Origin of the sequence: Microbacterium sp. USHLN186 (genome assembly GCF_037145155.1) — a bacterium.
Taxonomy (GTDB): Bacteria; Actinomycetota; Actinomycetes; order Actinomycetales; family Microbacteriaceae; genus Microbacterium.
Genome location: NZ_JBBCYA010000001.1, coordinates 491,029 through 504,492, shown reverse-complemented (window position 1 = coordinate 504,492; position 13,464 = coordinate 491,029). Strand labels below are relative to the sequence as shown.

Here is a 13,464-nt window from a genome sequence, read left to right as displayed (position 1 = left end):
TGGTAGGCGGTCCCGGAAGGAGTCGATGTTTCACGTGAAACCATCCGACAACACATCCCCGAACGTCGGTTTCGGGATGGATACGCCGCTCGCGCGGGAGCTCGCCGACCTTTCCTCGCGACGTCGCGCGCTCAGCACGATCGAACTCGAATTCACCGGAAATACCCGCGTCTTCACCATCTCCAACCAGAAGGGCGGGGTCGGCAAAACCACGACAGCGGTGAATCTGGCATCCGCTCTTGCCGGCCTGGGCGCGAAGGTACTGGTCATCGACCTCGATCCCCAGGGAAACGCGTCGACAGCCCTTGGCGTGACGCACACCGCCGACACCCAGAGCATCTACGACGTGCTCATCGACGACCTGCCTTTCGGGGAGATCGTGCAGGTCAGCCCCGAATCGGATAATCTTCTCTGCGCTCCCAGCACCATCCACCTCGCGGGTGCGGAGATCGAGCTCGTCTCGCAGGTCGCGCGTGAGTTCCGACTCCGTCGCTCCCTTGAGGAGTACCTCCGCGACAATCCGCTGGACTTCGTCATCATCGACTGCCCGCCCTCGCTGGGTCTGCTGACGATAAACGCCTTCACGGCGGCATCCGAGGTGCTCATCCCCATCCAGTGCGAGTACTACGCACTCGAGGGACTGAGCCAGCTGCTCGGCAGCATCCAGATGATCCAGAAGCATCTGAACCCGCAGCTGCATCTCTCCACCATCCTGCTCACCATGTACGACGGCCGCACACGGCTCGCGCAGCAGGTCGCTGACGAGGTGCGCACACACTTCCCGGAGCAGGTCCTGCGTGCAGTGATCCCGCGCTCCGTCCGTGTCTCCGAAGCACCGAGCTTCGGCCAGACAGTCATCGCGTATGACGGGAACTCCGCCGGAGCCGTCGCATATCGGGAAGCAGCAGTCGAGATCGCGCAGCGCAAGGAATCCGCCGCGCAGAACAAGGGAGCATGATGGCCAAGCGCACTGGACTCGGTCGGGGAATCGGCGCACTCATTCCGACGACGGATCAATCCGAACGTCCCGTCGATGTCTTCTTCCCCGGTGCCGTGAAGGTGAAGCAGGATGGCGCGCCCGCGGCGCCTGAAGTGGCCGCGGACGACCCGGCGGACCAAACCGACCTCACCCAGGTGCCCGGCGTTCGGCTCATCCAGGTCGACCCGCACAAGATCGTCCCGAACCCGCGCCAGCCGCGCACGCACTTCGATGAGCACCACCTCGCGGAGCTGGTGCACAGCGTCCGAGAGTTCGGCGTGCTGCAGCCGGTCATCGTGCGGGAGAACGCCGATGGCGAGTACGAACTCATCATGGGGGAGCGGCGCACGCGGGCAGCCCGTGAAGCCGGACTCGAGACGATTCCCGCCATCCTCAGGGAGACGGCCGATGAGGATCTGCTGCGCGACGCGCTGCTCGAGAACCTGCACCGGTCCCAGCTGAATCCGCTCGAAGAGGCATCCGCCTACCAGCAGCTGCTCGAGGACTTCGGGATCACCCAGGAGGAGCTCGCCACGCGGATCGGCCGCTCCCGCCCGCAGATCAGCAACACCATCCGGCTCCTGCGCCTGCCGGTGCCGGTGCAGCAGCGCGTCGCCGCCGGAGTGCTATCCGCCGGTCACGCCCGTGCCATCCTCTCCGCCGAGACCCCCGAGCAGATGCAGCGCCTGGCCGACAAGGTCGTCAACGAAGACCTCTCGGTGCGCGCGACCGAGGCCGCGGCGAAGAGCATCCCAGCGGCGCCTGGCACCGTCAGCAAGCCCACCGCCGGCGCGCGGCGAGCCTACCTCGACGATGTCGCCGGCAAGCTCGGTGACCGTCTCAACACGCGCGTGCAGATCACGCTTGGCGCAAGAAAAGGCCAGCTCAAGATCGAATTCGCGTCCATCCAGGATCTCAACCGCATCCTCGCTGATATCGGGGAAGAGGAGTACGGCGCGCGGTGACCTGACGACGGCAGTGGCACGGAGCCGTGCTCGGCATCCGCTTGCACCAACTCGCCCGTACCGTGAACGGCCCTCGACGCACCACCCCCTTCTGACCCCGACGATGCTCGGATAGCATCCGAGCATCGACCGGCAGGAGGGGCGGCGTCATGAGCGATGCGCAGAGGGCAGCAACGGGCCGAGCAGCGGGGATCCGCGGACGCGTGATCGGGGTGAGCATCGCAGCGGCGCTGGGAGGATTCCTCTTCGGCTTCGACACCGCGGTGATCAACGGTGCCGTGGAGGCCCTGGCCGGGGCATTCGGACTCGGGGTGGGCCTCAAGGGATTCGCGATTTCGTCGGCACTGATCGGCTGCGCCGTGGGCGCCTGGTTCGCGGGCCCCGTCGCGAACCGCTTCGGCCGGGTGCCCACCATGATCGTCGCCGCGGTGCTCTTCCTCATCTCGGCGGTCGGCTCCGGCCTCGCCTTCGGCGTCATCGACCTGATCATCTGGCGCGTCGTCGGCGGATTCGGAGTCGGCGCGGCATCGGTCATCGCGCCCGCCTACATCGCCGAGGTCTCGCCGGCGCACGTGCGCGGCCGCCTGGGCTCGCTGCAGCAGCTCGCCATCGTCACCGGCATCTTCGTCGCCCTGCTCTCGGATGCCCTGCTCGCCGGCGTCGCCGGAGGTGCAGCCGGGGCGCTGTGGGGCATGGAGGCATGGCGCTGGATGTTCATCGCCGAGGCGATCCCCGCCGTCGTCTACGGCATCATGGCCATGCGCCTGCCGGAATCCCCCCGCTATCTCGTCGCCCGCGGGCAGATCGACAAGGCCAGCGAGGTGCTCACGCTCGTCACGGGGACGATCGACGTGAAGACCAAGATCACCGAGATCACCGGGACGATCAACACCGAACGCAGTGAATCGCTCAGCGATCTGCGCGGTCATCGGTTCGGCTTGAAGCCGATCGTGTGGGTGGGAATCCTGCTGAGCATCTTCCAGCAGTTCGTCGGCATCAACGTCATCTTCTACTACTCGACCACGCTCTGGCGCTCGGTCGGCTTCGACGAGTCCGACGCTCTGACCATCACCGTCATCACATCGGTGACCAACATCGTCGTCACGATCGTCGCGATCCTGCTGGTGGACCGCCTCGGACGCCGCCTGATGCTCATGATCGGCTCGATCGGAATGGCGGTCACGCTGGGGCTGATGGCAGTCGCGTTCTCGTTCGGAACATTGGATGCCGAGGGCGCGGTCAGCCTGCCGGACCCGTGGTCCACCATCGCCCTGATCAGCGCCAACGCGTTCGTGGTCTTCTTCGGAGCCACCTGGGGACCGCTGGTGTGGGTGTTGCTGGGCGAGATGTTCCCGAACTCCATCCGCGCCGGCGCCCTTGCAGTCGCGGCCGCCGCGCAGTGGGCGGCGAACTTCTTCATCTCGACCACATTCCCCGCCTTCGCCGAGATCGGCCTCACCTTCGCGTACGGCTTCTACGCCTTCTTCGCCCTGCTGTCGTTCTTCTTCGTGTACTTCAAGGTCGCCGAGACCAAGGGGCGCGAACTGGAATCGATGACGGACGACATGCGCGTGGAGCGCCGAGGTCGGGTGCAGCGCTCGTAGAATTGACGGGTGAGTCACCCCTTCCCCCGCCGCGCCAGCCTCGAGGTGCTGCGCGCCGAAGCCGGGGACGAGCGCTCGGTGCTCGTGCACGAGCGGCTGCGCGGGGGAGAGGACCCCTGGGACTTCATGTCGGAGCTGCCCTCGGTCGATGAACTCGTGGTGCTGCTGCTGCGCGCCGACGTCGTCGAGGACCGCGGTGGCAACGTACGGGACGCGCACTGGAACGACGACGTCCTGCGCAGCATCGCGCACGAGTATCCCGAGTTGAGCCCGACGGTGTGGCGGATGCTGGTCGCCTGAGACGACGAAGGGCCCGTCACCGCGGACAGTGACAGGCCCTTCGACAGGCTCAGGGAGCCGAGGGGGAGCGCAGCGGCTCAGCCGATGTAGGGCGCGAGGTCCTGCTCGAGCGCGAACTTCGGCTTGGCGCCGATGATGGTCGTCTTGACCTCACCGCCCTGGAACACCTTCATGGCCGGGATCGACGTGATCTGGTACTTCATGGCCAGATCGGGGTTCTCGTCGACGTTGAGCTTGAGGATCGTGATCTTGTCGGGGTTCTCGGCCTGGATCTCGTCGAGGACCGGCGCCACCATGCGGCACGGCCCGCACCACGCGGCCCAGAAGTCGACCAGCACGGGGCCTTCGGCCTGCAGAACGTCGTGCTCCCAGGTGGCCTGGGTGGTTGCCTTGGCAGTCATCAGTTCTCTCCTTGTTCGTTGTCCACTCGATGAAACGTCGAGAGGCGCGTCTGTGTTCCCGAGGCGGATGCCGCGCGAGCCGGCATCCGGGTCAACCGGCGATGATCTCCGCGGCGATCGCGGCCGGCTCCTCGACCGAGGCGTCTTCCAGATCGGCGATGAAGTGCTCGGCATCCAGCGCCGCGACGACCCCGGATCCCGCAGCCGTGGCCGCCTGCCGGTAGGTGGGGTCGATCACGTCACCGGCGGCGAAGACGCCCGGCACCGAGGTGCGCGACGAGCGCCCGTCGACCCAGATCGTGCCCTCGTCGGTGAGCTGCAGCTTGTCGTGCACGAGGTGCGTGCGCGGGTCGTTGCCGATGGCGATGAAGACGCCGTCGAGCTCGAGCTCACGCGTGGTGTCGTCGACCGTCGAGCGCAGGCGCACGCCGGTGACCGAGTCACCGCCGAGGATCTCGTCGACCGTGCTGTTCCACACGAACTCGATCTTCTCGTTGGCGAACGCGCGCTCCTGCATGATCTTCGACGCGCGCAGCGCGTCCTTGCGGTGGATGACGTACACCTTCGACGCGAAGCGCGTGAGGAAGGTGGCCTCCTCCATCGCGGAGTCGCCGCCGCCGACCACGGCGATCGTCTTCTCGCGGAAGAAGAAGCCATCGCAGGTCGCGCACCACGACACACCGTAGCCCGAGAGGCGCTCCTCACCCTCGACGCCCAGCTTGCGGTAGGCCGAGCCGGTCGCGTAGATGATCGTCGACGCCTCGTGCTCGGCACCACTGCCGAGGACGACCCTCTTCACGGGACCGTCGACGTGGAGCTCGGTGACGTCGTCGTAGAGCACCTCAGTGCCGAACTTCTCGGCCTGCGCCTGCAGCTTCGCCATCAGGTCGGGTCCCTGGATGCCCTCGGGGAAGCCCGGGAAGTTCTCGACGTCGGTCGTGTTCATCAGCTCGCCGCCGACCTCGACCGTACTGGCCACCAGCAGCGGCTTCAGGTTCGCGCGCGCCGCGTAGATCGCGGCGGTGAAGCCGGCGGGGCCGGATCCGATGATGATGACCTGACGCATGTGCTCTCCTTGGGCAGGGGATGTGAGGCAGCGGATGCCAGCGGGCGCGGCGGATCCGCGTCGAGTGCTTAAACCCATGGTAACGGCGCGGCATTCCCGCTGGTCGGCGGCACCGGGCCACACCAGCGCTCAGCGCCCCGGCAGGATCCGGTTCAGCAGCCGACGGGCGGCGTGCAATTCGGGGGCGCGCAGCAGCAGCAGCACGAAGACGTAGACGATCACGGCGGCGAGCCCGATGACCCCCGTGCCGACGGCGCCCAGCAGCTTGTCCGCGAACGCGGCCCCCGTCTGCCCGGTCACCCAACCGTCGCCGGCGCCGAGCAGCACGTACAGGCCCCATCCGGCGAGCCCTGCGGGAACGGCGGCGATCGCGAAGCGCCCCAGCGAGAGCAGCGTCTGCGGCAGTTCCAGACCGCCGAGGCGGTGCCGCAGGATGAGCACGGCGATGGTGGTCTGCACCAGCCCGGCGATCGACTGCCCGAGCGCGACGGCCGCCGCCAGCTGGCTGAGCGGGGCGATGGCCGCAGCGAGGTAGGAGAAGCCGATGATGAGCGCCACCTGCACGAGCGTGAACAGGAACGGTGTGCGCGTGTCACCGAAGGCGTAGAACGCGCGCTGCACGATGAACAGCACCGACAGTGGCAGCAGGCCCACCAGATAGCAGATGAGCACGGGAGCGGATGCGACGGCATCCGCTCCGCTCTCGGTGAAGATGCGAGTCGCGGGCACCGCGGCGGCGGCGAGGGCGATGCCCGAGCCGATCACGAACAGCGACACGACCCGGATGCACCGCGCGACGTCGCCGCGCACGGCGTCGTGACGGTTCTCGTGGGCGTGCTCGGCGATCTGGGTGAAGTAGGGGGTGCCGATCGAGACGGCGAAGATCGAGTACGGCAGCATGAAGACCAGCCACGCGGCCTGCATGAGGAACACCGACGGGTGATCGCCCGAGGAGTCCGATACGACGCGGGTCTGGATGAGTCCCGCGATCTGACCGGCGATGACCATGAGGAAGGTCCACCCGGCGAGAGTGCCCACCTGACCGAGCCCGACGCCGCGCCAGCGGAAGTCCGGCCGCAGGCTCAGCCCGGTGCGTCGCCACGCGAACAGCAGCAGCGCAGCCTGCACGGCGATGCCGAGCGTTGCCGTGCCGCCGAGCACGGCGATCATCGTGGGATCCCATACCGACACGAGGTTGCGGTTGCCGCCGAACAGGGCGATGAAGACGAGGAATCCCGCGATGGAGATGACGTTGTTGGCGACGGGGGTCCAGGTGTACGGCCCGAACACGCGCTTGGCGTTCAGGGTCTCGCCGATGAGCGCGTACAGCCCGTAGAAGAAGATCTGCGGCAGGCACCAGTAGGCGAAGGCGGTGCCCAGCGCCAGCTGCGCCGGCGGGTAGTTCTCGGCGTACAGCGCGACCAGCCAGGGAGCGGCGAGCATGGCGAGCGCGGTCGCGCCGAGGAACACGACCGTGCCGAGGGTGAACAGCTTCGAGATGTAGCCTTCGCCGCCGTCGGCGTGACTCGCCGACTTCACGATCTGGGGAATGATCACCGCGGTGAGGATGCCGGTCTGGATGATCGTGAAGACGTTGTTCGGCAGCTGGTTGGCGACGGCGAACGCGTCACCGGCCTGTCCGATGCTGCCGATCGCGGCGACGAGCACGATCGTGCGGATGAGTCCGGTCACACGGGAGACGAGCGTCCCCGCCCCGAGCACGGCGCTGGCGCGCCCGAGACTGGTCATCGGTCCTCCTGAGGGGCTGCGGCGGCGGCATCCGCTCGCTTGCGACGCACGGTGCGCACGACGCCGAAGACGAGCAGCAGCGCGATGACCCCGCCCAGGATGCCGAGCCCGATGCCCTCCCAATCCGCGCGCAGCGTGACATCGGCGACCTCCGGCTGCCCGATCGGCACTCCCGTCGGGCTCTCGAGGTGGAATCGCACATCGACCTGGCCGCTTGCGACGCGCGCCTCGATGGGCACGTCGACGCGGGTGCTGCTGGATGCCAGCGCGGTGACCTTCGTCACCGGCTGGATGTCGAGGCGGTTGTCCGACGGCGCGCTGTACAGGTTCACCGTGACCGGCCAGGGCAGCTCGTTGCGCACCCAAACCGGCAGGGGAGCGGCGGAGGTGAACAACTGCACGGGCTTCGGCCGCTGCACGCTCACCGCGGAGAGCGTCGTCGCGACCCGCTCGCCGTGCGCGGTGGTGCGTGCGGCGAACTGCTCGTCGGTGAGTCCGACGCCGATCGCGCGCAGAACGCGGATGCGGTCGGGGGTGAGCAGCAGCGCGGGCTCGTCGAGGATGGTCGCGAAGGCGGTCAGCCGCTCCTCCGAGGCGAGCATGGCCTGCAGGGCGGGGACGCGAGACGGCTCCCCGGGCGAGACGAGGTCGACGGTGGTCGGCGCTCCGGCGCGCAGGCCGTTGAGATTGACTGCGGCGGTCGCGAACGCCGAGAGCGCGTCGCGCAGCGCGACCGGGGAGCGACTCTCGGAGCGGTCCAGGGCGAGCGCGACCACGGGCGAGCTGCGGGTGGCATAGAACAGGTGCCCGGCAGCAGCCGTCAGCTCTCGGTCGATCGCCGCCGTGTCGGACAGCTGCACGGCGGCGGAGAGGCGGGCGGATGCCGCGGTATCGGCGATCAGCAGGTCGTGCGAGCCCACGGCGCTGTGCACGGGGGCCTTCGCGGTGACCGCGGAGGAGGGCAGGACGGTCGTCGTCCGGTCACCCAGGTAGCCGGCGAAGGCGGCGAGGTCGTCTGCAGAGGCGCCGGGGCGCGGCCACAGGATGTCGGGCTGTGCGCCGCGGATGGCCGTCAGCGCCTCGTTGTCGGGCAGCACGGGTTCCGCGGTGGGGACCGGCGTCGGGCTCGCCTCCGCGGTGGGGGCGGGTTGCGCCTCGGCGGCGGGGAACGCCGCCGGGTCGAGCAGCGGGGTGAGATCGGGCGCACCCAGCAGCGCCGCGCGACCCGCCTTCGCCTGCACCGTGGCGTCGGCATCGGCGAACTGCAGGGCGAACATGTCGTTGGGCAGTGACTCGAGCTCTGTCAACCACTGCGTGGCGGTGGCGGGGGCGGCAGCTCCCAGCATGCGGATCGCGGCAGGGATCGCCGGGTCGACGGCGAGGATCGCGCTGGTGCCGGTCACCGCGTCGAGCTGACCGGCCAGGTCGCCGCCCTCGCCGGTCAGCGTGGCGAGTTCGTCCGCCGTGAGCAGCGCTCCGCTCTCGGGCGTGGCGGTGAGAGGGACGAGCACCGCTGTGCGCCGGACGGCGGCCGGTGCGATGACGAGCGCGGAGGTGGCGCTGAGATTCCACGGCACCGGATCGCCGTCCGCGTCAGTCGTCAGCGCTCCGCTCAGCCGCGCACGCAGGGGGTAGACACCGGGCGCGAGCTGGCCGAGCGCTTCGGCATCCACCACCGCGTTCATCGTTCCCGTGGAGTCATCCGCGACCACCGGAGTCGCCTCGGTCGCGACCGTCCGGAAGGCGCCCGGCGCGGTGCCCTCATCGAGCCAGGTGTCGAGGGCGGCACTGTCGGGCAGCGCGGTCGGGTTCACCTCGATGGTCACGCTGCCTGCGCTGAGGTCCGTGGTCGTGCCGTTCTCGATTGTGACCGTCGTCAGCATGGGGCCGCCGGGCTCGACCTGCGCGCCGGCGCCGGTCGAGACGAACAGCGTCACCGCCGGGTCGGTCGCCTCGGGTGCTGTCTGATCGTCCGCCGACGCTGCCGGCGCACCACTGCCCAGCAGCGCGCCGACGACGAGCACCGCGGCGAGGCGGGCCAGCAGCCGTCGCGCGCGGGGGCGGAGGCCATCGCGAGGGAGCGTCGAGTTCATGAGTGCACGCCGACGACACCGGCTCTGCGGTATCGGCGACGCCCCTGATTCTAGGGCGCACGCTGATCCCGACCCTGAAGGCGCGTAGAGTGACGGCCGTGCCGGACCGCCCTCAGCCCTGCCCCGATGCCGTTCTCGCTCATGCGCTCGCCGCCGACCTCGATGCGGCGGACTTCCGCTCCGAACCGCTGCGCGCACTATGGGGAGAAGAGGCCGATGACGCGCTGGCGCGCGGGCTGCGCGAGCCGATGCTGCGCGCCCTGGGCTCGCGATCCGATCCCGCGTCGACCCTGGGTCGGCTGTGGGTGCTGGGGATGCCACAGCCGCATGCTGCGGTCGAGCATGCACTGCCGGCGCTCGGTGTCGATGGCGCAGTCGCGCTGGGCCTGGCCGTGGTGGTGGGCGAGTCGGTGCGTCCGCAATCGCTGATCCGCCCGCAGTCGTTCGTGGATGCCGATGGCGTGGGCGAATGGTGGATTGCGAGCGACCTCGACGAGATCGCGTTGGGCGGCCCGCTGCCGGCGGATCACGTGCTCGGCGTCGGCGGGGCATCGCGCACGCTGGCCGAGCTCGTGGTGCAGAATCCAGTCGGTCGGGCACTGGACCTGGGCACCGGATGCGGCATCCAGGCTCTGCTCATCTCGCGCCATGCGGGCGCGGTGGTGGCGACCGACATCTCGGCCCGCGCCCTCGCGTACGCCGGGCTCAACGCCGCCCTCAACGGGGTGCGCAACATCGAATTCCGGCTCGGCAGTCTCTTCGAGCCGGTAGCCGGCGAGGCGTTCGATCTGATCGTGTCCAATCCGCCTTTCGTGATCACGCCCCGCGCGAGCGACCTGCCCGAGTACGAGTACCGCGACGGTGGCATGGTGGGCGACGCGCTCGTGGAGGAGTTCCTGCGATCCGTGCCCGCGCATCTCGCCCCGGGCGGGATCGCCCAGCTGCTCGGCAACTGGGAGTCCCGTGGCGCCCGACCGGGCCTCGACCGCGTGCGCTCCTGGGCCGACGACGCCCTCGACGTCTGGGTGATCCAGCGGGAGGAGCTGACGCCGCTCGGGTACGCCGAGCTGTGGATCCGCGATGGCGGCACGCTGCCGCGGGACGCGGAGTTCGCCCGCCTGCTGACGGCGTGGCTCGACGACTTCGCGGCGCGCGAGGTGACCGCCGTCGGCTTCGGGTACGTCCTGTTGCGCAATCCGGGAGCGGGATATGGGGAGCGGCTGCGCCGCTTCGAGAAGCTCACTCAGCCGGTGTCCGATCTCGGTCGCGCGCTGGCGGCAGGGCTGGCCGCGCATGACCTGCTCGCCGATGGCATTCCGAACCGACTGGTCGTCGCACCCGACGTGACCGAGGCGCGTCATCTCATGCCAGGGGAGGACGATCCCAGCGTGATCGAGCTGCGTCAGGGCGGGGGGTTCGCGCGCACCGTGAGCGTCGACAGCGCGCTGGCAGGCTTCGTCGGCGCCTGCGATGGCGAGCTCACGGTCGCGCAGATCGCCGGCGCGCTCGCCGACCTCTTCGACGTGTCGCTGGCGGAGCTGTGGGCGGACCTCGAGCCGCGCATCCGCGGCTTGATCCTCGACGGTCTCCTGGTGCCCGCGTCGTTCGCCGCGGAATAGCAGCCGCGATCTATGCGTTCGAATACGACATGAAGGCTTTCGGCTTCCTCTCCTTCGGGCACTACGCAGACGTGCCCGGTTCCGTGACCCGTACCGCGGGCGACATGCTGCGCCAGACCATCGAGATGGCCGAGGGCGCCGACGAGCTCGGCGTCAACGGGGCGTACGTGCGCGTGCACCACTGGGCGCGTCAGGCGGCGTCGCCCATGCCGCTGCTGGCGGCGATGGCGGCGCGCACGCAGCGCATCGAGGTCGGCACCGGTGTCATCGACATGCGCTACGAGAACCCCTTCCAGTTCGCGGAGGAGGCGGCGGCGCTCGACCTGATCGCCGACGGACGCATCGCGCTGGGCGTGAGCCGTGGTTCACCCGAGACCGCGCTGCGTGGCTACGAGACGTTCGGTTTCCACGACGAGGAGGATCCGGAGCGCGGCAGCGTGATGGCGCGCGAGAAGTTCGAGCTGTTCCGGCGGGCGATCGACGGCGAACGCGTCGCGCCCGGCGACCCGCGCATGGTCGGCGCCGGTCACTACCTGGCCATCGAACCGCAGTCCCCGACGCTGCGCGACCACATCTGGTGGGGCTCCGGTTCTCGCCCGACCGCGGCGGCGACCGGGCGGATGGGGCTGAACATGATGAGCTCGACGCTGGTCACCGAGGCGACCGGGCAGCCGTTCCACGAGCTGCAGCGCGAGCAGATCGACCTGTTCCGCGCCGCGTACAAGGAAGCCGGCCACACCGGGGCACCGCGCGTCTCGGTCAGCCGCAGCGTGTTCCCGCTGGTCAGCGATCGCGACCGCGCGTACTTCGGGCTGCGTTCCGACGACAGCGCCGACCAGATCGGCATCATCGACGGCTATCGCTCGACGTTCGGCAAGACCTACGCCGCCGAGCCGGACGTGCTGATCGAGCAGCTGCGCGCCGACGAGGCGGTGATGGCGGCCGACACCCTGATGCTCACCATCCCGAATCAGCTCGGCCCCGAGTACAACCTGCATGTGCTGCAGTCGTTCGCCGAGCACGTGGCTCCCGCCCTGGGTTGGCGGCCGAACACCGAGGGACCTGTGCAGGGCGACCCCGTGGCCTGAGCCCTGGACGCCGGGATGCTGCTGCGGCTGCCCCGGCCTCACGCTGAACGGCGCGGCGGGTCACGCCCCGACCGCCCGTTACCCTTGAATCCATGCTCAATATGGCCGAGGGTCTGTCCCGACTCGGCGCGCTCGCCGCGAACCCCGTCGTCGCCACCCTCGCGATCGCGTTCGCCGAGGCGGGCTTCGACCTCGCCGTCGTCGGCGGCCCAGTGCGTGATGCGCTGCTGGGCAGGCCGACCAACGACCTCGACTTCACGACGAACGCGCGCCCCGATGACATCCTGGCGATCGTCAAGCCGATCTCCAGCACGCAGTGGGACATCGGACGCGCCTTCGGCACGATCGGTGCGAAGGTGCGCGGTGAGCAGGTCGAGATCACCACGTACCGCGCCGACAGCTACGACGGTGTGAGCCGCAAACCCGTCGTCGAATTCGGCGACGCGATCGACGGCGATCTGCTGCGCCGCGACTTCACCGTCAACGCGATGGCGCTGCAGGTCCCCGCGGTCAGGCTGATCGATCCGACGAGCGGCGTCGAGGACCTCATCGGCGGCGTTCTGCGCACCCCGATCGATCCCGAGATCAGCTTCGGCGACGACCCGCTGCGTATGCTGCGTGCGGCGCGCTTCAGCGCGCAGCTCGACTTCGCGATCGAGGATGCCACGTTCGACGCCATCGAGAAGCTGCGCCAGACGCTGAACATCGTCAGCCCCGAGCGGGTGCAGGGCGAGCTCGTGCGGCTCATGCAGACGGATGACCCGATCCGCGGCATCCGGGTGCTGGTCGACAGCGGACTGATCGACCAGTTCCTGCCGGAGGTGAGCGCCCTGCGGCTCGAGGTTGACGAGCACCACCACCACAAGGACGTCTACGAGCACTCCCTCACCGTGGTGCGCCAGGCGATCGAGCTCGAGAAGGCGCGCAACCCGGATGCCGTCCCGGACGTGCCGTTGCGTCTGGCGGCGCTGCTGCACGACATCGGCAAGCCGCGCACCCGAAAGCTGGAGAACGGGGGAGGAGTCACCTTTCACCACCACGACGTGGTCGGCGCGCGGATGGCGCGCAAGCGGCTGCAGGCGCTGCGCTTCGACGGCGACACGACCGACGCGGTCGCGAAACTGATCGAGCTGCACCTGCGCTTCTTCGGCTACGCGGAGGGGGCGTGGACCGACAGTGCCGTGCGCCGCTACGTGCGTGACGCGGGTGATCTCCTCGAACGCCTGCACATCCTCGTGCGTGCCGACGTCACCACGCGCAACAAGCGCAAGGCTGCGCGTCTCGCGGGGGCCTACGACGACATCGAGCGGCGGATCGTCGAGCTGCGCGAGCAGGAGGAGCTCGACAGCATCCGTCCGGAGCTCGACGGCAACGACATCCAGCGCATCCTCGGCATCGCGCCGGGGCGGGAGGTCGGCGAGGCCTATCGGTTCCTGCTCGAGGTGCGACTGGACGAGGGCGTGATCGGCCCGGATGCCGCCGAGCAGCGCCTGCGCGAGTGGTGGGCGGCTCGCGGCTGAGTGTGGAGTCCAGCAGCTCTGGATGCCTGGAGAGCACCGACGATCAGATGCGTGATGTCGACGGTGATCGTGCGCTCGTT

Annotated in this window: 11 protein-coding genes; 7 read left to right on the top strand and 4 right to left on the bottom strand. The window is 69.2% G+C overall.

What is annotated here, in order from left to right; translation table 11 throughout:
* The first annotated feature begins 76 nt into the window (after nucleotides 1–76).
* The 4 genes from WFG93_RS02330 (at nucleotide 77) to WFG93_RS02315 (ending at nucleotide 3,848) form a co-directional block, all read left to right on the top strand.
* The gene (locus WFG93_RS02330; RefSeq protein ID WP_336644701.1) at nucleotides 77–958 is read left to right on the top strand and encodes a ParA family protein; all 882 of its coding nucleotides are present in this window, start codon (nucleotides 77–79) and stop codon (nucleotides 956–958) included.
* A complete protein-coding gene (locus tag WFG93_RS02325; protein WP_336644700.1) occupies nucleotides 958–1,944 on the top strand; it encodes a ParB/RepB/Spo0J family partition protein in 987 nt (328 codons plus the stop codon). The genes WFG93_RS02330 and WFG93_RS02325 overlap by 1 nt, the downstream gene beginning before the upstream one ends.
* Nucleotides 1,945–2,093: 149 nt before the next feature.
* Nucleotides 2,094–3,548 carry a sugar porter family MFS transporter gene (locus tag WFG93_RS02320; RefSeq protein ID WP_336644699.1) on the top strand — a complete coding sequence of 485 codons (1,455 nt, stop codon included), beginning with the start codon at nucleotides 2,094–2,096 and terminating at the stop codon, nucleotides 3,546–3,548.
* A 9-nt stretch (nucleotides 3,549–3,557) separates the two neighbouring features.
* On the top strand, nucleotides 3,558–3,848 hold the full coding sequence (locus WFG93_RS02315; protein ID WP_336644698.1) for a tryptophan synthase subunit alpha: 291 nt from the start codon (nucleotides 3,558–3,560) through the stop codon (nucleotides 3,846–3,848).
* Nucleotides 3,849–3,925: 77 nt separating this feature from the next.
* On the opposite strand, the gene trxA is transcribed toward WFG93_RS02315, so the two are convergent.
* The 4 genes from trxA to WFG93_RS02295 form a co-directional block, all read right to left on the bottom strand.
* A complete protein-coding gene (trxA, locus tag WFG93_RS02310; RefSeq protein WP_336644697.1) occupies nucleotides 3,926–4,249 on the bottom strand; it encodes a thioredoxin in 324 nt (107 codons plus the stop codon).
* A 91-nt stretch (nucleotides 4,250–4,340) separates the two neighbouring features.
* Nucleotides 4,341–5,315 carry a thioredoxin-disulfide reductase gene (trxB, locus tag WFG93_RS02305; protein WP_336644696.1) on the bottom strand — a complete coding sequence of 325 codons (975 nt, stop codon included), beginning with the start codon at nucleotides 5,313–5,315 and terminating at the stop codon, nucleotides 4,341–4,343.
* A gap of 129 nt (nucleotides 5,316–5,444) precedes the next feature.
* Nucleotides 5,445–7,064, bottom strand: coding sequence for a murein biosynthesis integral membrane protein MurJ (murJ, locus tag WFG93_RS02300; protein WP_336644695.1), 1,620 nt, complete (start codon nucleotides 7,062–7,064; stop codon nucleotides 5,445–5,447).
* The gene (locus tag WFG93_RS02295; RefSeq protein ID WP_336644694.1) at nucleotides 7,061–9,157 is read right to left on the bottom strand and encodes a DUF6049 family protein; all 2,097 of its coding nucleotides are present in this window, start codon (nucleotides 9,155–9,157) and stop codon (nucleotides 7,061–7,063) included. Before WFG93_RS02295 ends, murJ begins: the two co-directional genes overlap by 4 nt.
* Nucleotides 9,158–9,246: 89 nt before the next feature.
* Between WFG93_RS02295 and WFG93_RS02290 the strand changes: the two genes are divergently transcribed.
* The 3 genes from WFG93_RS02290 (at nucleotide 9,247) to WFG93_RS02280 (ending at nucleotide 13,384) form a co-directional block, all read left to right on the top strand.
* A complete protein-coding gene (locus WFG93_RS02290) occupies nucleotides 9,247–10,776 on the top strand; it encodes a DUF7059 domain-containing protein (protein WP_336645049.1) in 1,530 nt (509 codons plus the stop codon).
* Nucleotides 10,777–10,805: 29 nt separating this feature from the next.
* Entirely contained in the window at nucleotides 10,806–11,864 is a 1,059-nt protein-coding gene (locus WFG93_RS02285; RefSeq protein ID WP_336644693.1) for an LLM class flavin-dependent oxidoreductase, read from the top strand.
* A gap of 92 nt (nucleotides 11,865–11,956) precedes the next feature.
* Entirely contained in the window at nucleotides 11,957–13,384 is a 1,428-nt protein-coding gene (locus WFG93_RS02280; protein ID WP_336644692.1) for a CCA tRNA nucleotidyltransferase, read from the top strand.
* Nucleotides 13,385–13,464: the final 80 nt, after the last annotated feature.